We start from the raw sequence: 18,542 nt of genomic DNA, 5'->3' as shown, positions 1-18,542 counted from the left end.
CCGTTCTGCGGCGGATGAACAAGCGAGGGGCATCGTTATGGATGGTGATACAGACGCGCGGCGCGTGATCCTGCATGCGCAGGAGGATTTCGTCGGCATGCGGGCGGCGGGCCAACTGGCGGCGCGTACGCTGGACATGATCGTGCCGCATGTTCGCGCGGGCGTGACGACCGGGGAACTGGACCGGCTGATTCATGATTTCATGATCGCGCACGGGGCCACGCCGGCGACGCTGGGTTATCGCGGCTATCCGAAATCGAGCTGCATCTCGCTCAATCACGTCGTCTGCCATGGGATTCCGGGCGACCGGCAGTTGCAGGATGGCGATATCCTGAACATCGACGTGACCGTGATTCTGGACGGCTGGTTCGGCGACACCAGCCGCATGTACACGGTCGGCGCGGTGCCGCGGAAAGCCGAGAAGCTGATCGAGGCGACCTATGAGGCGTTGATGCTGGGCATCGCCCAGGTGCGTCCGGGCAATACGCTGGGGGATATCGGGCACGCGATCCAGGAATTCGCCGAATCGCATCGTTTTTCGGTGGTGCGCGATTTCTGCGGCCATGGCATCGGCCGCACCTTCCATGCTGCGCCGAATGTGCTGCATTACGGCCGCCCCGGCCAGGGGCTGGTGCTGCGTCCGGGCATGTTCTTCACCATCGAACCGATGCTCAATGGCGGCCGGCCGGACGTGAAGGTACTGGATGACGGCTGGACGGCGGTGACGCGCGACCGTTCGCTGTCGGCCCAGTTCGAGCATATGCTGGGCGTGACCGAGGAGGGGTGCGAAATCTTTACGCTTTCGCCCGCCGGTCTGGACCACCCGCCTTATACGGTCTCGGCCTGATCCGATCGCGGCCGGGCGTTCGTGACGGAAATCCCATATCCTTGAAAGGTTTGTAATGCGCTTTTCCCTGTTTCGAGTCCGCTGTGCGTCCCTCATGCTGGCGGGGTCGATGCTGGCGGCGCTGCCCGCCGGGGCTGCGCCGGCGCCGCAGGGGGATGTGCTGACCTTCGGCCCGGCGCAGGCCGCCCTGCCGCCGCTGGCGCCGGCGCAGGGGGCGCATGGCATGGTCGTGTCGGCCCAGCATCTGGCCTCGGAGGTCGGGGCGCATATCCTGGCGCAGGGCGGCAACGCGGCGGATGCGGCGGTGGCGGTGGCCTATGCGCTGGCGGTGGTCTATCCGGCGGCGGGCAATATCGGCGGCGGCGGGTTCATGACGCTGCGCGCGCCGGACGGGCATACCGTCTTCATCGATTTCCGCGAGCATGCGCCGCTGGCCGCCACCGCAACCATGTATCAGGACGCCAAAGGGACGGTCGTGCCCAACCTGTCGATCGTGGGCTGGAAGGCCGTCGCGGTGCCGGGAACGGTGGCGGGCATGGACATGATCCTGCATCGCTGGGGGCATATGACGCGCCAGCAGGTGATGGCGCCCGCGATCGCGCTGGCGCGGGACGGTTTTGTCCTGGCCGAGGGCGATGTGCAGTTGCTGAACACGTCGACCGCCGATTTCGCCCGCGATCCGGAGGCGCGGCGGATCTTCCTGCGGCCGGATGGTACGCCGTTGCAGGTCGGCGACCGCCTGGTGCAGGCCGACCTGGCCGACAGCCTGTCGCTGATCGCGCGGAGCGGGGCGGCGGCCTTCTATCGCGGGCCGATCGCCGATGCGATCGTCCAGGCCAGCAAGGTCGGGGGCGGCATTCTCCAGGCCGAGGATTTCCGCCGCTACGCGCCGCGCGTGCTGCCGACGCTGACCTGCTCCTATCGGGGCTACAAGGTCGATACGGCCCCGCCGCCCAGCGGTGGCGGCGTGGCGCTGTGCGAGATGCTGAACATTCTCTCGGGCTATGACATGCACAAGCTCGGCCTGCACAGCGCGCCCGCGGTGCAGCGCGAGGTGGAGGCGATGCGCCGTGCCTATGCCGACCGGCAGGACCTGGGCGACCCGGCCTTCGTGCACAATCCGGTGACGCATCTGATCGACCCGAGCTATGCGCGGCAGGTGCGGGCGGCGATTCCCGCCGATCGCGCGGTGCCCTCGGCCGCGCTGACGCCCGGCCAGATCGAGCCCGAGAAGCACGAGACGACCCAGTTTTCGGTCGCCGACGACAAGGGCATGGCGATTTCGGTGACCTATACGCTGAACGGCTGGTTCGGCGCGAAGGTGATCGGCGGGCATACCGGCATCTTCCTGAATGACGAGATGGACGATTTCTCGTCCCGTCCGGGCGTGCCCAACATGTTCGGCATCGTCGGCAGCGCCGCCAATGCCATCGCGCCTGGCAAGACGCCGCTCTCGTCGATGTCGCCCACCATCCTGTCGCGCAACGGCAAGCCGGTCATGGTGATCGGCAGCCCGGGCGGATCGCGCATTCCGACCATCGTGCTGTCCGCGATCCTGGGCGTGGTGGATTATGGGCTGGATATCCAGCAGGCGGTGGACCTGCCGCGCATCCACGAGCAATGGCAGCCCGAGCCGGTCGAGATCGAGCAGGGGGCCCTGTCCGACGCGGTGGCGGCGACGCTGCAGCAGGAAGGATACAAGCTGGCGCCGCATGCGCCGTGGGGCGTGGCCGAGGGCATCCTGGTCGGTGCGCCGCGCCTGGGCGCGCGGCCTGTCGGGACGGCGCGCTATTTCGGCGGTTTCGACCGGCGGCATCCCGGCGGGGCGGCTGTCGGGGAGTAAAGGCTGGTCCCGTGGCGGCTCCGCCGGCACGGGAAGCGTTTCTTCTTCTGGTCGTGCGATTCGGCCCGCATAGGGGCGAGCCTGCGTCGTGCGATCGGCCCGAGGGATTCGGGCTTTGGAGTTTATTGTAGTAAAATCAAATTGTTGGTGGATTTCCGATCTCCGGGATGCGCCGGTGGCATGTTGAAACCGGCCTGGCGGCCCGTTGGCCCCCTTGTGCCCGCCACCCGTTTGCGTGTTAAGAAGGGGATGGGAGACCGGCAACGGACGGGCGCCTTGCCAACCCGGTCAGGTCCGGAAGGAAGCAGCCGCAGTGAGTTTCGCCCGGGTCGTCTGTCCGGTCTCCCACCTCGGGATTTCAGTAGTCCCTGAGATTTCAGTTTTCGATGATGCCGCCGCCCCGGATGCGGTGCCGCGCTCTCTCCGGAAATCGTGATGACCGTGTCTTCGGACCAGGATGTTTCCGGGGACCCGGACCTGCCGCTTCCGCCCGATTCGGGCATGGGCCTGTTCGGGGATGCTCCCGCACCCGCCGCTCCCAAGGCGGTCGCGCCCACGCAGGGCCCTTATCGCGTGCTGGCGCGCAAATATCGCCCGACGACCCTTGATGACCTGATCGGCCAGGATTCCACTGTCCGTATCCTGCGCAATGCCTTTGCGCTGGGGCGCGTGGCCCATGCCTTCATGCTGACGGGCGTGCGCGGGGTGGGCAAGACGACCACCGCGCGCATCATCGCCCGGGCGCTGAACTGCGTCGGGCCGGACGGTCATGGCGGGCCCACCGCCGATCCGTGCGGGGTGTGCGCCAATTGCGTGGCGATTCTGGCCGATCGCCACCCCGACGTGCTGGAGATGGACGCGGCCTCGCGCACCGGCGTGGACGATGTGCGCGAGATCATCGAAGCCACGCGCTTCCGCCCCATGCAGGGACGGATGAAGGTCTTCATCATCGACGAGGTCCACATGCTGTCGCGCAACGCGTTCAACGCGTTGCTCAAGACGCTGGAGGAACCGCCGGCGCAGGTCACGTTCGTCTTCGCCACCACCGAGTTGCGCAAGGTACCGGTGACGGTGCTGTCGCGCTGCCAGCGATTCGACCTGCGCCGCGTGCCGCAGGCCGAACTGGCGGCCCATTTCGGCCGGATTGCCCGGGCCGAGGGCGCGGCGTGCACGCAAGACGCGCTGGCGCTGATCGCCCGTGCCGCCGACGGGTCGGTGCGTGACGGTCTGTCACTGCTGGACCAGGCGATCGCCCAGGGGGGGGGCGAGGCCGATGGTGGGCCGATCGGCGCCGAGCGCGTCGCGGACATGCTGGGGCTGGCCGATCGCGGCCGGGTGTTCGACCTGCTGGAAGCCGTGCTGTCGGGCCAGCCGGACCGGGCGCTGACCATTACCGACGAAGCCCATGCCCGTGGCGCCGATCTGGGCGTGATGCTGGGCGACCTGCTGGAGCTGATCCACACCGTCTCGCGCCTCAAGGCCGTGCCGGCGCTGCGCCGGGCCGCCGATCTGCCGGAGGCTGAACGCGAGCGGGGCGGGGCGCTGGCCGACCGGCTTTCGGTGCCGGTGCTCGGGCGGAGCTGGCAGATGCTGCTGAAGGGCCTGTCGGAGGTCGAGATGGCGGCCGACCGGCGCCAGGCGGCCGAAATGGTGCTGATCCGCCTATGCTATGTGGCCGACCTGCCGCCGCCCGGCGACCTGGTGCGGCGGCTGACCGAGGGCGGCGCTTCCGCGGCGGCCGGCCCGGCGGTACGGAGCGGGGCACCCGATGGCGGGCCGGATGCGAGCGGCGGCGGGATGGCGGTGTCGGCTTCCGGCATGGCGGCCCCCGGGCGGCCGGGTGGCGGGCAGGTGATGGCCCATGGCGGGCTGCGGATGGTGGCCAATGGCGGCGTGCGGATTGCCGACCCGGCGGGCGACCCGGTTGCCGCCCCGGTGGTGCCGGAAGCTCCAGGCGAACGTCCGGACGCGCCGGTGCCGGAAGCCGATAGCCCGCCCGCGCTGACGACGTGGCGCGCGGTCATGGCCTTCGTGTCCGGGCGCGATGCCATGCTGCACGGGCATATGCTGCATTCCACCCATCTGGTCGCCTTTGCGCCGCTGCGCATCGATATCCGGGTGCAGCGCGCCGGCCTGCCGGGACTGGCCCGTCGGCTGGAAGCCCTGCTGCGGCGGGAGACCGGGCAGGAATGGGAGGTCCGGTCCTCGACCGAGGAAGGGCAGGCGACGCTGGCGGAACAGGGCGCCCAGATCATCCAGTTCCATCGTGCGGCGGCCGAGAGCCACCCGCTGGTGCGAGCGATCTTCGCACGCTTTCCCGATGCCGTACTCGGGGCGGTGACCGATCATTCCCTTGACGATTACGGGCTGCCGCCCGAAGAGGCGGCATCCGTCATGCTGGCGCCGGATCTGGAATTCGCACCGCTCGATGCCGAGCTGGTGGACGAGGACGATCTGGACGCGGGCGACGAGAGGTAAGGAGAGACAATCGATGAAGAATCTTGCCGGGCTGATGAAGCAGGCCACCCAGATGCAGGCGCGCATGGAAGAGATGCAGTCCAAGCTGGAAGGCATGACGATCGAGGGCAGTGCCGGGGCCGGCATGGTGCAGGTGACGCTGAACGGCAAAGGCGACATGAAGGCCATCAAGGTCGACCCCAAGCTGGCCGATCCGAACGAGATGGAAATGTTGCAGGACCTGATCGTCGCCGCCTGCGCCGATGCGCGCAAGCTGCTGGACGAGCGCGCGTCCGAGGAAATGAAGAAGGTCACGGGCGGGCTGAACCTGCCGGCGGGCCTGAAGCTGCCGTTCTAAGAACCGGGTCGGGTCAGGCGGGCGCATGGGTGGAGCGGACATCGAACGGCTGATCGCGCTGCTGGCGCGTCTGCCGGGACTGGGGCCGCGTTCGGCCCGGCGCGCGGCGCTGGCGCTGCTGCGCCAGCCGCAGACGCGCATGCTCCCGCTGGCCCAGGCGATGGAGCAGGCGGCGCGCTCGGTGCGGACCTGCTCCAGTTGCGGCAATCTGGATACGCATGACCCCTGCGGCATCTGCGCCGATCCGGTGCGCGACCGGGCAGTGGTCTGCGTGGTCGAGACGGTGGGCGATCTGTGGGCGCTGGAACGTGCCTGCGTGCATCGCGGTGTCTATCAGGTGCTGGGCGGCACGCTGTCGGCGCTGTCGGGCACCGGACCGGACGATCTGAACGTGGCGCCGCTGCTGGCACGGCTGGAAGCGGGCGGCGTGCGCGAGGTGATCCTGGCGCTGGGGGCGACGGTCGAGGGGGCCGCGACGGCGCACTGGTTGCAGGACCGTCTGGCGGCCTATGATGTGCCGGTCAGCCGCGTCGGGCAGGGCGTGCCGATGGGGGGCGCGCTGGACGTGCTGGATGATGGGACGCTCGCCGCCGCTTTGACGGCCCGAAAAATCTATTCGTAAACGCAGGCTGGCGGCGATCCGACGCGCGTTTCCTGTGTTCCGGTGCTCACGGCCCACAAGGCCGCTCCGCTCCGGTGCTCGGAAACACACGCCGGGCGTGCCGCTTTGCGGCACTCTCGCTCGCCAGCCTGCGTTTTCGAACAGATTTTTGGAGACTATGTGAAGAGGGGGATGACGATGTGGCCGGTTTCCGAGGCGATTCCCCGGGTTGCTTTTGTGACGGGTGGGGCTGTGCGGCTGGGGCGGGCGATTGCGCTGGCGCTGGCGGATGCGGGCTTTGACGTTGCCATTCATTATCGTTCGGGGGACGATGAGGCCCGGCGGACGGTGGGGGATATCGTGGCGCGCGGGCGGCGTGCCTGCATGCTGCGGGCCGACCTGGCCCATGAGGCCGAGGTGACGCCGCTGATCGCGCGGGTGCGGGCGGAACTGGGGCCGGTCGGCGTGCTGGTGAACAATGCCAGCACCTTCGAGCGTGACGAATGGTTCGATGCCACCCGTGCCGGCTGGGATGCGCATCTGGAGCCCAACCTGCGCGCCCCCTTCGTGCTGACGCAGGCCTTTGCGGGGCAGGTGTCCGAAGGGGCGGAGGGCATGGTGCTGAACATGCTCGACGAGCGCGTCTGGTCGCTGACGCCGCATTTCGTCAGCTATACGGTTTCGAAATCCGCGCTGTGGACGCTGACGCGCACCCTGGCACTGGCGCTGGCGCCAAGGCGCATCCGGGTCAATGCCATCGGGCCCGGTCCCGCGCTGCCCAGCCCGCGCCAGAGCGTGGAACAGTTCGCGCGGCAATGCGCCTCGGTGCCGATGGGGCGGGGGACCGATCCTGACGAGATCGCGCGGGCCGCGCTGTCGCTGCTGTGCCTGCCGTCGGTCACGGGGCAGATGCTGGCGCTGGATGGCGGGCAGCATCTGCAATGGTCGCCGGCGCCCCCGTCCGGCCTGACCCCGGAAGAGTAACCAGAAGAAGAGTAACCAGAACAGGAAGCCGCTCGATGTCCATTTTCGCCGCCTGGCCGGTCCGGCCGCCGCTGCGCCGCGTGTTCCTGAAGGACATGGTGCTTCAGGCCAATATCGGGATCTATCCCCACGAGCAGGGCGTGACCCAGCGTGTCCGGGTCAATATCTCGTTCGGGGTGGAGGACGAGCCGGGGCTGACGGTCGGCCGCGACGATCTGAGCCGGACCGTGTCGTATGAGCGGATCGTGCTGATGGTGCGGCGGATCGTCGCCGAGGGCCATGTGCGGCTGGTCGAGACGCTGGCCGAGCGAGTCGCCGTCGGCGTGCTGGCCGACGAGCGGGTGCATGTGGTGCGGGTGCGGGTCGAGAAGCTGGACATCTTCGACGACCTCGATGCCGTGGGCGTCGAGATCGAACGCTGGCAGCCCGACTGACGAGGCCGTTGTCGAACGGCCTTTGGAAGGTCCCCCGCCCGAAGGCGGGGGCGAGCGTCAGTTATCGTGCTCGTCGGAGTCGGTGCTGACGTCGATGTCGGCGCTGATCTCGTCGTCATCGTCGTCCAGGTCCGACGTATCTTCCATCACGTCGTCATCGGCCTCGTCGTCGGTATCCAGGTCGACGGCGGTATCGATGTCACCGTCCTGGGCCTTGTTGGGGCTCTCGGGGACGGCATCGGCGGGGGTACGGCGCGGGCGGGGCACGTCCGCCGGCTGCTCGGTGCCGCATTTCGGGCAGACGACCGGGCTCTTGCTCAGATCGTAGAAACGGGCGCCGCAGGAGACACAGACGCGCTTGGTGCCGAGATTAGGCTGGGCCATGCTTGAAACCTGTCGATCCTGGAGTGGGTTGGACAAAAGCCGCGGCGAAGGCTGCTCAGGGCGGAGCCCCATGCCAGCTTGCGCGCCGCATGTCAAACCGCGATCGTGGCCTCTGCGACATTCCGGCGTTTTTTGATGTCGGGATGCACGCCGCTCATTGACTTCGCCGCGAACAATCCGGAAGGGATTGGTCCCATGGAAAGCATGAATGCCCCCGCCGCGCGCCCGCTGACCGTCCGTTCGGCGACGACTCCTCTTTCCGGCTCCGTCGCGGTGCCGGGCGACAAGTCGATCAGCCACCGCGCGCTGATGTTCGCGGCGCTGGCGCGCGGCGAGACCGGGATCACCGGCCTGCTGGAAGGCGAGGACGTACTGCGCACCGCCGCCGCCATGCGGGCGCTCGGCGCCACCGTCACGCGCGTGGCGCCGGGCACATGGCAGGTGACGGGCCAGGGGCTGGGCGCGTTGCGGGAGCCGGACGACGTGCTGGACATGGGCAATTCCGGCACGGCGGCGCGGCTGCTGTCCGGCATCCTGGCCAGCCACGGCATCTTCTCGGTCATGACCGGTGACGGCAGCCTGCGCGGCCGGCCGATGAAGCGGGTGATCGACCCGCTCTCGGCCACGGGCGCGCGCTTCACCGCCCGTTCGGGCGGGCGGCTGCCGCTGGCGATCGAGGGCGTGGCCGACCCGGCGCCGCTGTCCTACCGCCTGCCGGTGGCCTCGGCGCAGGTGAAGTCGGCCGTGCTGCTGGCCGGGCTGAATGCCGCCGGAACCACGCGCGTCGAGGAGCCGGTGGCGACGCGCGACCATACGGAAAACATGCTGCGCCATTTCGGCGCCGAGGTTTCGGTCGCTCCGCTGGATGCCGGCGGACGCGTGATCACCCTGGCGGGCCGGCCGGAACTGGTGGCGCGGGACGTGGCGGTGCCGGGCGACCCGTCATCGGCCGCGTTCGTGCTGGTGGCGGCGCTGCTGGTGCCCGGATCGTCGGTGACGGTGCGCGGCGTGGGGCTGAACCCGTTGCGCACCGGCCTGTTCACCACCCTGCGCGAGATGGGCGCCGACCTGCGCCTGTCGAACGAGCGGGTGGAGGGCGGCGAGCCGGTCGGCGACCTGACGGCGGTGGCGGGCCCGCTGCATGGCGTGGACGTGCCGGCCGAGCGCGCGCCCTCGATGATCGACGAATATCCGATCCTGGCCGTTGTCGCCGCCCACGCCACCGGCCCGTCGCGGTTCCGGGGGCTGGAGGAGCTGCGCGTGAAGGAAAGCGACCGCCTGTCGGCCACCGTGGCGCTGTTGCAGCGGAACGGCGTGAGCGTGGACGTGGTGGGGGACGACATGCTGGTCGCCGGCACGGGCGGTGCGGTACCTGGCGGCGGGCTGGTCGAGACCCGCATGGATCACCGCCTGGCCATGAGCGCCACGGTGCTGGGCCTGGTCGCGGCCCAACCGGTGCAGGTGGACGACACGGCCTTTATCGATACGAGCTTCCCCGGCTTCATCGCGCTGATGAACGGCATCGGCGCGGGGCTGGCGGCATGAGCCGCGCGCTGGTCATTGCCGTCGACGGCCCGGCGGCGGCCGGCAAGGGCACGCTGGCCCGCCGGCTGGCCGACGCGCTGGGCCTGCCGTACCTGGATACCGGGCTGCTCTATCGCGCGGTCGGGCGGCGGATGCTGGATGCCGGGCTGGACCCGGCGGCCCACCCGGCCGACGAACAGGCGCGGCGGGTCACGCCGGAGGACCTGAAGCGCGGCGACCTGCGGGTGCCGGAAGTGGATCGTGCGGCCAGCCTGGTCGCCGCCCAGCAGGCGGTGCGGGCGATCCTGGTCGATGTGCAGCGCGATTTCGCCCGCGCGGCGGGCGGCGTGCTGGATGGGCGGGATATCGGCACCGTCATTTTCCCCGATGCGCAGGTCAAGCTGTTCATCACCGCCTCGCCCGCCGCGCGGGCCCGCCGGCGGTGGGAGCAGCTGGCGACCGATCTCCATGCCCCCGACCGCGAGGCCCAGATCGCACGGGTCGAGGCGGAGCTGGTGGCGCGCGACGCCGCCGATGCCGGCCGCGCGGTGGCGCCGCTGAAGGCCGCCGCCGACGCGGTGGTGATCGATACCGACCATCTGACGGCCGAACAGGTGCTGGTCGAGGCGCTGCGGGTGGTGCGGGCCGGGGCTCTCGGCACCGTGTAGGCCGATTTCGCGCGGCGGGGGCTGATCTGTGCCGGTTTGTGTTGACAGGCCGGGGTGCGAGGGTGTCTGTGCATTCCACGCGCGGCTCCTCCCTGGGGCGCGCTGATGCATCGGCCGTCAGGCGTGTCGCGACAAGGGTCGTGGACCAAGCCGGGCAAGTCGTTCCGCCGTTGACCGGTGGCGCGCAAGACATCCGGTCCGCCCGCCGTGCCGGAGACAGGATTTACGGTACCTCATGGCTTCAGCCACCTTACAGTCTGCCACCGACCATTTCGGCGGTGAAGATTTCGCGACCCTGCTGGACGAGACCCTCGGCCGCGATACCGCGTTCGACGGTTCGGTCGTCACCGGCCGCGTCGTGCGCCTGACCGACGAATTCGCCATCGTCGATGTCGGCCTCAAGAGCGAAGGGCGCGTGGCGCTCAAGGAATTCGGCCCGCCGGGCGTGTCGCCGGACGTGAAGCCGGGTGACGTCATCGAACTGTTCGTCGAACGGTACGAAGACCGCGACGGCTCGATCGTCCTGTCGCGCGAGAAGGCGCGGCGCGAGGAAGCCTGGACGAACCTGGAAAAGGCGTTCGAGAACAACCAGCGCGTCAACGGCACGATCTATGGCCGCGTCAAGGGCGGCTTCACGGTCGACCTCGGCGGCGCCATGGCTTTCCTGCCGGGCAGCCAGGTCGATATCCGCCCCGTGCGCGACGTCACCCCGCTGATGGGCGTGCCGCAGCCGTTCCAGATCCTGAAGATGGACCGGGCGCGTGGCAACATCGTCGTCTCGCGCCGCGCGGTGCTGGAAGAGACGCGTGCCGAGCAGCGCAGCGAGCTGATCCAGGGCCTGAAGGAAGGCATGATCCTGGACGGCGTGGTCAAGAACATCACCGACTACGGTGCGTTCGTCGACCTGGGCGGCGTGGACGGCCTGCTGCATGTCACCGACATCGCCTGGAAGCGCATCAACCACCCGTCCGAGGCGTTGCAGATCGGCCAGCCGGTTCGCGTGCAGGTGATCCGCTTCAACCCGGATACGCAGCGCATCTCGCTGGGCATGAAGCAGCTTGAGGCCGATCCGTGGGAGAACGTGGCGATCAAGTATCCGCCGGGTGCCCGCTATTCCGGCCGCGTCACGAACATCACCGACTACGGCGCGTTCGTCGAGCTGGAGCCGGGTGTCGAAGGCCTGGTGCACGTCTCCGAAATGTCCTGGACGAAGAAGAACGTCCATCCGGGCAAGATCGTCGCGACCTCGCAGGAAGTCGACGTCATGGTCCTGGATGTGGACAGCGGCAAGCGTCGTATCTCGCTGGGTCTGAAGCAGGTGCAGCGCAATCCGTGGGAGCAGTTCGCCGAGGAGCACAAGATCGGCTCCACGGTCGAGGGCGAGATCCGCAACATCACCGAGTTCGGCCTGTTCATCGGCCTGTCCGCGGACATCGACGGCATGGTTCACATGTCCGACCTGTCGTGGGACGAAGCCGGCGAAGTCGCCATGACCCACTACGAGAAGGGTCAGGTCGTTCAGGCGAAGGTGCTGGATGTCGACGTCGAGAAGGAACGCATCTCGCTGGGCATCAAGCAGCTGCATGAAGACCCCGCCGCCGACGCGTTGGGCAAGGTGCAGAAGGGCGCGATCGTGACCTGCATCGTGACCGCCGTGCAGTCGAACGGCGTCGAGGTGAAGGTTGACGACGTGCTGACCGGCTTCATCCGCCGCGCCGAGCTGGCGCGCGACAAGGCCGACCAGCGCCCGGAACGCTTTGCCGTCGGCGAGAAGGTCGACGCGAAGATCGTGTCGGTCGATCGTGCGGCCCGCAAGCTGGCCCTGACCATCCGGGGCCGCGAGGTCGAGGAAGACAAGCAGGCGATCAACGAGTACGGCTCGTCCGACAGTGGCGCCTCGCTGGGTGACATCCTGGGTGCGGCGATCCGTCGTCGTAACGCCGAGGTCTGATCGGTCCGTTTCACGGATTGAGCAGGGAAGGGGCGGTGCCGGAAACGGCACCGCCCTTTTTCTTTGTGTGGCCGGTTATCGAGGAACCAAAAAGGTCTGATTTGTTCAGGAGCCTCGGAACGTGCAAGCACAAGGCTCCTGAACGGATAAAAGTCTTTTTGCTTCTTTTTCTTCAGAAAAAGAAGAGGCTTCTCTTCAAGTCGAGATCACGGCGTCGGTGTCGGCCCTTTGACGATTTCCGCCATGTCGTGCGGGCGGACCCAGGTGCGGAAGGCGGTCTGCACGGCGGCGGCGGTCATGTCGTAATAGGCGCGGGCGGCGTGGTCGGGCGTGTCGAGCGGCAGGCCGAGTTCGATCAGGTGCAGATCTTCCGCCGCGATCGAATCCAGGCTGGCGCGGGCGAGTGGCAGGCCGCGCAGCAGTGACGCCTTGGCCAGGGTCAGTTCGGCGTCGGTCACCGGCTGGTCCTGCAGGGTCTGGACGTCGTGCAGGGCGGCGTCGCGGGCGCGGCCCACCTTGTCCGGGTCGGCGCCGAAGCTGATGCTGTAGCCGCCGCGATGGCGCGACCAGGAGAAACTGCTGCTGACGGAATAGACATAGCCCGTGCGCACCCGCAGGTCGCGATAGAGCCGTGACGAGAAGCCGTCGCCCAGGATCTCGTTGCCGACCGCGAGCGCGAAATGGTCCGGGTGGGCGGCGGTCAGGCCCAGGCTTTCGGCCAGGAGGGCGGAATCCTGCACGCTGGTGCGGTCGGGCACCTGGGTGCGCGAGGCCCGGCTGTCGGGGCGGGGCGGCAGGTCGACCGTGGGCGTCGGGCTGGCGGGCCGGGCCCAGGCGCCGAAGGTGCGGCCGATCACGTCATGCGCCTGTTCGGGTGTCACGTCGCCGACCACGACGATGGTGGTCAGGTCGGGGCGGTAGGCGCTGGCATAGAAGGCCTGCACATCGGCCTGTTTCAGCGCCATGACCTTTTGCGGATCGGGCTGGCGCAGCGTGGGGTCGCCGGCCGGCGAGACCGCGGCCTTGACCGCGCGGCCGAACAGATAGTTGGGCGAGGTCAGCAGCCCGGCATAGGATTGGGCCGTCTGCATGCGGACCACCTGGAACGCGCGGTCGGGCAGGGCCGGGTGCATTTCGTTATCCGCCAGCAGGCGCGTGGCCTTTTCGAAATCGGGCGTCAGCACCGACACGCTGAAGCCAGGGCCGGCGCTCTCGGTGGCGGCGATGTCGTCCAGCGCCTTCTGGAAGGCCAGCCGGTCCAGCGACCGGGTGCCGTAGCTGAACAAATCCTCGGTGATCGCGGCGACGCCGTCCTGGCCCTTCGGCTCCTGCATGTTCGCGTTCTGGCGGACCTGGCCATAGACCGACACGGTGTGGCTGACATGGGCCGGGTGGACGATCAGCCGCAGCCCGTTGGGATAGGTGAAGACGCTGGGCAGGCCCACCGGCGGCGGCAGGGTGACGGTCGACAGGGCTTCGTGCGCCCAGTCGGGCAGTGTCACCGGGTGGTCGGGCGGGGTGGCGAAGGATTCGGAGCCGCCGAAACCCTTGCCGGCGACGGGGTGGCCGGAATCCTCGGGTGTCAGCACGGCGGTGACCGCCTGGCGTGGGTCGAGGATCTGTTTGGCCAGGCGGTTGACGTCTTCCACCGTGACCGCCTTGAGGGCGGTGCCCAGCGCGTCGGGCGAGTCCGCGCCCATCACCGCCAGCGCCTGCGACCAGGTTTCCGCCAGACCGCTGATGCTGTTGGCCGCGAAGCCGAGTTGGGCCAGTTCCTTGCGTCGTGCGGCCTCGACCAGGTCCGGGGGCACGCCCTTGTCGCGGATGACGGCGATGATGCCGTTGATCTCGGCCAGCAGGGGGGCGGGGTCCTGGTTGCGGGGATAGGCCGCGACCGCGATGCCGATGCCGGCATCGGCCTTGGGCGAGAATTCGAAGCCGGCGAACAGCGCCTTGCCCGACGGCACGAGGTCGTAGAGCGCGCCGCGCTGGCTGGTCAGCACGTCGGCCAGGATCTGCGCGGTTGCGTAATCCTTCGACCGCAGGCCGGGCATGCGCCAGGCGACGGTTGCCAGCCCGACCGGGTAATCGGTGGGAAAATGCAGCGTCTGGCCCGTGACCGGGCCGGGCTGGACGGGCGTGCGTTCGGGCAGCGTGCGGCGGGGGATGTCGCCGAAGATGGCCCGTACCCGTTCGATGGCGTGGTCCGGGTCCACATTGCCGGCGATGACCAGGATGGCGTTGTTGGGGGCGTACCACGCATCGTAGAAGCGGCGCAGCAGGGTGGCGTCGGTCTTGTCGAAGGAGGGACGGGTGCCCAGCGCGTCATGCTCGTAGGGCGTGCCGGCGAAGAGGATCGATTGCAGGCGGGTCAGATACTGGTAGCTGGGGCTGGACAGGTCGCGCGCCACTTCCTGCTCGATCGCGCCGCGTTCCTTCTCCCAGTCGGGGGCTGCCAGGGCCAATCCGCGCATGCGCAGCGCCTCGATGCGCAGCATGACGTCGAGATCCTCGGCCGGGGCGGTGTAGAAATACTGGGTGACGTTCTCGGTCGTGTCGGCATTGTAGCTGCCGCCCAGCCGTGCGCCGATGGCGGCGAGCTGGTCCTTGTCCAGCCCGTCGCTGCCGCGGAACATCATATGTTCCAGCGCATGGGCGGTGCCGGGAAAGCCTTTCGGCGCCTCGCTGGAGCCGACCAGGTAATTCACCTCGGTCGTCACCACCGGGGCCAGCCGGTCGCGTACCACCACCACGCGCAGGCCGTTCGGCAGGGTTGCGCGGACCGCATTGTCGGTGATGGCCGTCAGTGGCCGGGGAGGTGGCGCGTCGGCCCGGGCCGCCTGCGGCATGGGCATGGCCAGAAGGGCCAGGGAAAGGCTTAATGCGGTGGTGGCCAGGCGCGCTGTCATGATTCACGGGTACTCCTGCTGACCCGGACAGCGTAGACGCGGGGCGCCCCGGTGAAAACCGGGGAGGGCGGCCAGGCAGGGAAAGGCGACGGAAAAGGGAGGACGCGATGAGCGAGGCCATGCCGGTTGCGGGAATGGACGAACGTGTCGGCCGGGTGATGGATGCCGCGATCGCGCGCGGACGGCTGGTGGGCGCCACGGTGCTGGTGTCGGTGGATGGAAAGACGCTGGTGCGCCGTGCCGTCGGGCTGGCGAATCGCGAAGCGGGGAAGCCGATGGGGACGGATACGCTGGTGCGCCTGGCATCGCTGACCAAGCCGGTGGTGACGGCGGTGGCGCTGGCCCTGGCGGAGCGGGGCGTGCTGTCGCTGGAAGACCCGGTGACGCGTTTCCTGCCCGATTTCCGCCCCGCCTGCGCCGACGGGTCGGTGCCGACGATCACGCTGCGGCATCTGCTGACGCATAGTTCGGGCCTGTCTTACGGGTTTGCCTTTCCGCGCGACGACAATCCTTATGCAAGGGCCGGGATTTCGGACGGGATTGCCGAGCCGGGCATGGCGCTGGAGGAGAATCTGGCCCGTCTGGCGAGCGTCAAGCTGCTGTTCGCGCCGGGCGAAGGCTGGGCGTACTCGCTGGCGCTGGATGTGATGGGCGGGGTGCTGGAACGCGCGGGCGGTGCGACGCTGCCGGAGCTGGTGCAGCGCCATGTGGGTGCGAAGCTGGGCTGGACCCGCACCGGGTTTGTCGTGCCCGACCCGGACGCGCTCTGCCCGCCTTATGCCGATGGGCGGCCCGTTCCGGTGGCGATGGGCGCGCATTATGCGATGCCGCGCCAGTTGGGCGGCGGCAAGGTCAGTGAGATCCTGTTCGCCCCCGATCGGGTGCTGGACCCGCGATCCTATCCGTCGGGCGGCGCCGGGATGGTCGGCACCGCCGAGGAGTTCCTGCTGTTTGTCGAGGCGCTACGCAGCGGGGGCGGGCCGATCCTGTCGCCGGAAAGTGCGGCACTGTTCGGGCGGAATGCGATCGGCGGCCTGTCGATGGGGCCGATGAATGCCGGGATGGGCTTCGCGATCGGGGCGGCGGTGGTCGAAGACCCGGCGCGGGCGCGGACCCCGGTTTCGCGGGGCGGTTTCACCTGGGGTGGCGTGTATGGCCATCAATGGATCGCCGACCCCGTGCGGGGCGTGTCGATCGTGATGATCAGCAACACCGCCTTGGCCGGCATGGCCGGGTCCTATCCCGACGCGGTGCGGGATGCGGTGTACGGCGCCGGGTAGCGCGGGCGGGAGGCGGCATCCGCGCGGGGCGGTGGCCTCCTATGTGGAAAGCAGATGAGAATGATATTGCGAACTATTATCATCCGTGCTTGAAGGGAGGGGCACGGAGATGGGACGCCCGATGTTTGTGTGTTCTTGCAATATGCTGACCGACCAGGATGTGGAGCGCGCGGTTGACGGGGGAGCGACCCGCCCGCGCGAGATCTATGCGGCACGCGGGTGCCGGGCGCAGTGCGGCAACTGCGTGCCGGGCGTGCTGTGCCTGCTGCGCCGCGCGCTTCAGGCCCGTGCCGAAATGGTGCCCACGGAGACGTTGTCCGCCGTCTGAACGCGTTGCCGGCTTTGTGACCCGTGCGGGCCTGCGGGGAAGCCCGCGTCGGATCGCCGCCAGCATTTCCCGGCACGCCCCCCCCCCGAAAAGGGGATGCGGCGGGTTGGTGGGCTTGATACAAGGTCCGCATGTCTCTCGGTGATCGCATCAATCAGTTCGATGTCTGGCTGCTGGACCGGGTGTTCCAGCCTTTTGCCGACCGCCTGCCCGAGCGCCTGCCGGCGCTGGCCCTGGGCATGAGCTTTCAGTTCGGGGCCATCATGCTGTCGGCGGCGTCGATCGTCGCCATGATCGTCATCGGGCACATGTCGATCAGCGATGCGATGTTCAATGTGCTGGTCTGGTGCCTCGGCCTGGCATTCTATGTCGGCATCAACCGGGTGCGACCGCTGGTCCGCCCCGGGCATATGAACCCGCTGCGCGTGATGCTGTCGGGCATGCGGCCGCTCTCGATCCCGTTCGCGATCTATGCGCTCTATCAGGGTGCGACGGCGCCGCCGCATTTCGAGATCGCGCTGTGGTTCAATTCGCTGGCCAATATCATCTTCGTCGCCGGGATCTATCTGATCTCGTGCGAGGTGCGTCCACCCGGCCATCGTCAGACCGCCCGTGCGCGCTTCGGGCGCATGCAGGAGCAGGGCGGGCTATAGGGACGGGCGCTATCGCACGCGCCCTCCGCGATTTTCAGAAATCGATGCAGCGCCCTTTGACGGTCCAGTCGCCATAGCGCGTGGGCTGTTTTTCCTTGGGGCCGCCATATTCCCTGGCGTCGGCCGGAGTCGCGGTTTGGGGCGCGTCGGTGGCCGGCGTGGCGGGCGGGGGGGCTTCGGTGTTGGTATCGGTGCTGGTCATGGCGTCAGCTTGGCGCGACTTTCGGCCATGGGCAAGAAACGGCCGTGTGATCGGTCAGGATTTGTCGGGCGGTTTCATCCAGCGATCGCCGGCATGGCGGGAATGGGCGATGAAGAAGCCGATCAAGCCGCCGATCGCCCCCGCCAGGACCGCCAGTTGGGTACCCGCGCCGATCAGCAGCATGAAGACCGGGCCGGCCGTCACCCCGGCCGCGAAGGTCAGCACGCTTTCGCGCAAGGTCGGGCCGAAGCGCCGTTCCGCGCCGCAATGGGGGCAGATTTCGGCCGTGCCGCGGATCGTACGGCGGCAGAACGGACATTGCTCGACGGTGCCGGCGGTGGGTTCGATCATGATGGGCCCTATGCTTCGCCGCGATCTCTATTGATGTTCGGAATCTATTGATGTTCGGACTGGGCGATCCGTTGCTGGGCGGCCATGCGCCACGGCGCGTCGGCCGGGGCGGCATCGAGCGCGCGGCGGAACAGGGCGGCGCTTTCCGGGCTTACCCGGCCATCGGCCAGGGTCTGGGCCTCGGCGGCGCGGGCGGCGACTTCGGGGATGAACTGGATCGTCGTGGCCTGGCGCCATGCTTCGGCCGCCGCCGCATAATGGTTGCGCGCGGCTTCGGCCTGGCCCAGCAGCAGGAAGCCCCGGAAGCGGTTCGGATCATCCGGCGACATCCGCGCCAGTCCGGCGCGCAGTTCCGCCAGCAGCCCGTCATCGCGCCTGTCCTGCGCCTTCTGCGCCAGCAGGCGCGGGGCCAGGGGCTGCGCGGGCAGGGACGGGTGGCCGCACAGCAGATACAGCCCCGTCGCGGTCAGCGGCAGCAGCAGCAGGCAGACCAGCACCACCGGGGTGGTGATGGAGCGGCCGATGCCGCGTGCGGGCGCTGCGTCCGACGCCAGCAGGCGGCGCTGGATTTCCAGCCGCGCGCCCTCATGCTCGCTGGCGGCGATCAGGCCGCACTCCCGGTCGCGGTCCAGTTCGGCAAGCTGCGCGCGCAGCAGGACCAGGGCCGATTCCCGTTCGTCCCGCAGGCGGGTCGTGCGGCGGAAGGCCAGGAGAGAAGGCAGCAGCACCACGGCGCTGAGCAGGAAAATGCCAATCCAGATCATCATT

18 protein-coding genes and 1 other RNA gene are annotated in these 18,542 nt (G+C 68.8%); 14 read left to right on the top strand and 5 right to left on the bottom strand.

Translation table 11 applies throughout. The annotated features are described in order from the left end of the window. The first annotated feature begins 37 nt into the window (after nt 1–37). The 8 genes from map to folB all read left to right on the top strand — a co-directional run bounded on the left by map (nt 38) and on the right by folB (nt 7,524). The gene (gene map, locus HLH36_RS03285) at nt 38–847 is read left to right on the top strand and encodes a type I methionyl aminopeptidase (RefSeq protein WP_182985053.1); all 810 of its coding nucleotides are present in this window, start codon (nt 38–40) and stop codon (nt 845–847) included. A gap of 55 nt (nt 848–902) precedes the next feature. Next, the gene (ggt, locus tag HLH36_RS03280) at nt 903–2,690 is read left to right on the top strand and encodes a gamma-glutamyltransferase (RefSeq protein WP_246376386.1); all 1,788 of its coding nucleotides are present in this window, start codon (nt 903–905) and stop codon (nt 2,688–2,690) included. Nucleotides 2,691–2,942: 252 nt separating this feature from the next. After that, an RNA gene (ffs, locus tag HLH36_RS03275) (signal recognition particle sRNA small type) lies at nt 2,943–3,039 on the top strand. 86 nt (nt 3,040–3,125) lie between these two features. Further along, a complete protein-coding gene (locus tag HLH36_RS03270; protein ID WP_182985052.1) occupies nt 3,126–5,168 on the top strand; it encodes a DNA polymerase III subunit gamma/tau in 2,043 nt (680 codons plus the stop codon). 13 nt (nt 5,169–5,181) lie between these two features. Further along, entirely contained in the window at nt 5,182–5,505 is a 324-nt protein-coding gene (locus HLH36_RS03265; protein WP_182949653.1) for a YbaB/EbfC family nucleoid-associated protein, read from the top strand. 25 nt (nt 5,506–5,530) lie between these two features. Then, nucleotides 5,531–6,127 carry a recombination mediator RecR gene (gene recR, locus HLH36_RS03260; RefSeq protein WP_182985051.1) on the top strand — a complete coding sequence of 199 codons (597 nt, stop codon included), beginning with the start codon at nt 5,531–5,533 and terminating at the stop codon, nt 6,125–6,127. Nucleotides 6,128–6,298: 171 nt separating this feature from the next. Continuing rightward, a complete protein-coding gene (locus HLH36_RS03255; RefSeq protein ID WP_182985050.1) occupies nt 6,299–7,090 on the top strand; it encodes an SDR family oxidoreductase in 792 nt (263 codons plus the stop codon). Nucleotides 7,091–7,125: 35 nt separating this feature from the next. After that, nucleotides 7,126–7,524, top strand: coding sequence for a dihydroneopterin aldolase (gene folB / locus HLH36_RS03250; RefSeq protein WP_182985049.1), 399 nt, complete (start codon nt 7,126–7,128; stop codon nt 7,522–7,524). Nucleotides 7,525–7,581: 57 nt separating this feature from the next. On the opposite strand, the gene HLH36_RS03245 is transcribed toward folB, so the two are convergent. Then, nucleotides 7,582–7,908, bottom strand: a complete 327-nt coding sequence (locus HLH36_RS03245) for a TIGR02300 family protein (protein ID WP_182985048.1) — start codon at nt 7,906–7,908, stop codon at nt 7,582–7,584. 195 nt (nt 7,909–8,103) lie between these two features. Here HLH36_RS03245 and aroA point away from each other — a divergent pair, with 195 nt between their 5' ends. From aroA to rpsA, 3 genes are all read left to right on the top strand, one after another. After that, nucleotides 8,104–9,453, top strand: a complete 1,350-nt coding sequence (aroA, locus tag HLH36_RS03240) for a 3-phosphoshikimate 1-carboxyvinyltransferase (RefSeq protein ID WP_182985047.1) — start codon at nt 8,104–8,106, stop codon at nt 9,451–9,453. Further along, complete coding sequence (cmk, locus tag HLH36_RS03235) at nt 9,450–10,100, top strand: (d)CMP kinase (protein WP_182985046.1); 651 nt, start codon at nt 9,450–9,452, stop codon at nt 10,098–10,100. The genes aroA and cmk overlap by 4 nt, the downstream gene beginning before the upstream one ends. A 235-nt stretch (nt 10,101–10,335) precedes the next feature. Continuing rightward, nucleotides 10,336–12,051 (top strand): 30S ribosomal protein S1, encoded by a 1,716-nt coding sequence (rpsA, locus tag HLH36_RS03230; RefSeq protein WP_182985045.1) that lies wholly within the window; start codon nt 10,336–10,338, stop codon nt 12,049–12,051. Between the two features lie 206 nt (nt 12,052–12,257). On the opposite strand, the gene HLH36_RS03225 is transcribed toward rpsA, so the two are convergent. After that, nucleotides 12,258–14,960, bottom strand: a complete 2,703-nt coding sequence (locus HLH36_RS03225) for a M16 family metallopeptidase (protein WP_182985044.1) — start codon at nt 14,958–14,960, stop codon at nt 12,258–12,260. A gap of 107 nt (nt 14,961–15,067) precedes the next feature. Between HLH36_RS03225 and HLH36_RS03220 the strand changes: the two genes are divergently transcribed. The 3 genes from HLH36_RS03220 (at nt 15,068) to HLH36_RS03210 (ending at nt 17,221) form a co-directional block, all read left to right on the top strand. After that, nucleotides 15,068–16,240, top strand: coding sequence for a serine hydrolase domain-containing protein (locus tag HLH36_RS03220; RefSeq protein ID WP_182985043.1), 1,173 nt, complete (start codon nt 15,068–15,070; stop codon nt 16,238–16,240). Nucleotides 16,241–16,361: 121 nt separating this feature from the next. After that, nucleotides 16,362–16,568 (top strand): (2Fe-2S)-binding protein, encoded by a 207-nt coding sequence (locus tag HLH36_RS03215; protein WP_182985042.1) that lies wholly within the window; start codon nt 16,362–16,364, stop codon nt 16,566–16,568. A gap of 131 nt (nt 16,569–16,699) precedes the next feature. Then, nucleotides 16,700–17,221: a hypothetical protein gene (locus tag HLH36_RS03210; RefSeq protein ID WP_182985041.1), complete on the top strand. Its 522-nt coding sequence runs from the start codon at nt 16,700–16,702 to the stop codon at nt 17,219–17,221. Between the two features lie 34 nt (nt 17,222–17,255). Here the strand turns inward: HLH36_RS03210 and HLH36_RS03205 are convergent, their stop codons facing one another. From HLH36_RS03205 to ccmI, 3 genes are read right to left on the bottom strand one after another with little or no spacing between them, the layout of a single operon-like run. Further along, a complete protein-coding gene (locus tag HLH36_RS03205; protein ID WP_182985040.1) occupies nt 17,256–17,423 on the bottom strand; it encodes a DUF1674 domain-containing protein in 168 nt (55 codons plus the stop codon). A gap of 54 nt (nt 17,424–17,477) precedes the next feature. Then, a complete protein-coding gene (locus HLH36_RS03200) occupies nt 17,478–17,774 on the bottom strand; it encodes a hypothetical protein (RefSeq protein WP_182985039.1) in 297 nt (98 codons plus the stop codon). Nucleotides 17,775–17,818: 44 nt separating this feature from the next. Next, a complete protein-coding gene (gene ccmI, locus HLH36_RS03195) occupies nt 17,819–18,538 on the bottom strand; it encodes a c-type cytochrome biogenesis protein CcmI (protein ID WP_182985352.1) in 720 nt (239 codons plus the stop codon). Between the last annotated feature and the right edge of the window lie 4 nt (nt 18,539–18,542).

The sequence above is a fragment of the Gluconacetobacter aggeris genome, from assembly GCF_014174395.1.
In the GTDB taxonomy this organism is placed as follows: domain Bacteria; phylum Pseudomonadota; class Alphaproteobacteria; order Acetobacterales; family Acetobacteraceae; genus Gluconacetobacter; species Gluconacetobacter aggeris.
Note: the sequence above shows the minus strand (reverse complement) of the source record. Positions and strands in the feature narration are given on the sequence as shown.